Origin of the sequence: Bartonella sp. AP88HLJMH, assembly GCF_042195605.1 — a bacterium.
Lineage (GTDB): Bacteria > Pseudomonadota > Alphaproteobacteria > Rhizobiales > Rhizobiaceae > Bartonella.
The window spans coordinates 1-1004 of the sequence record NZ_JBHIOR010000092.1 but is presented as its reverse complement, the minus strand read 5'-3'; the positions used below and the strand labels follow the sequence as shown (position 1 = coordinate 1004).

1 protein-coding gene is annotated in these 1004 nt (G+C 47.2%); it reads left to right on the top strand.

The window, feature by feature from the left end; genetic code table 11:
- The coding region (locus tag ACFIMA_RS09740; protein WP_375693781.1) for a hemagglutinin repeat-containing protein at window positions 1–1004 on the top strand (1004 nt) is incomplete at both ends.

Here is a 1004-nt window from a genome sequence, read left to right as displayed (position 1 = left end):
CACAATGGCTCTCATTTAAGTTCTGGAAAAGAGACCACTGTTCTATCGGGTGGCGATATCCATATGGCTGCTTCCGATATAGATGCCAAGGGTAATGTTGCTCTTGGCGCCCAAGGGGAGATAACAATAGGGGTGAGAAACGATGAGATGGAGTATCATCTTCGCGCCAAAAACACGAAAGTGGATATGCAAGCCTCTCATGCCGTTGGCTCTTCGATAAAATCTGGAGGTGATACCACTGTCATTGCAGGACAGGATGGCAAACCGCATGACCTTAGCATCACAGGCAGTTCCATTGCGGCTGAGGGCAAGGTAGGGCTGAAAGCCAGCAACGATGTCCTGATCAATAATGCAGAGGATAGCTTACATTATGAGATGTCGTACCATAAAGACGGTGGGGTGTTTAGTAGCAGTAAATCTGAGCATAACAAGATGGATGTGCGCCAAGTTGTGGGGTCAAGCATAACAGGGGGTGAAGGCATTGCCATTGATTCCGGAAACAACACGGAAGTTGTCGCCTCGACGCTCATAGCCGGTAAGGCAGAGGAAACATCAGGAGAGAAAGCACTGGGAGATCAAAAACAAGCGGATATTACTATTCACTCTGGGGGAAAGATTACTATCAAAGGCGCCCAAGAACACTTGGATCAGCAAGCACAATCGTCATCAAGTGGCTTTTTGCATGAGAAATCGTCCGATACATCTCAATCGCATACCACAACGGTCTCCTCTATCCTTGGGGCGACGGGAAACATTATCACGCAATCAGACAAAGAGACCACAATCACTGCTTCTCATCTGCTTTCCGGTCAAGATATCAATGTGAGCGGAGAAAATGTGACGATTGATGGCATGCAAGATCACCATAAAAGCCATTCAGAGGAGCATGAAACAGGTTTTGGTGTGGGATCAGGTAAGGGCTTTGTGTCGATATACGGGAGTGAGGGAAAGACAGAAAATGAAGAGAGTTTTGAGCATCAAGGTTCTTCTCTCAATGCGGATGG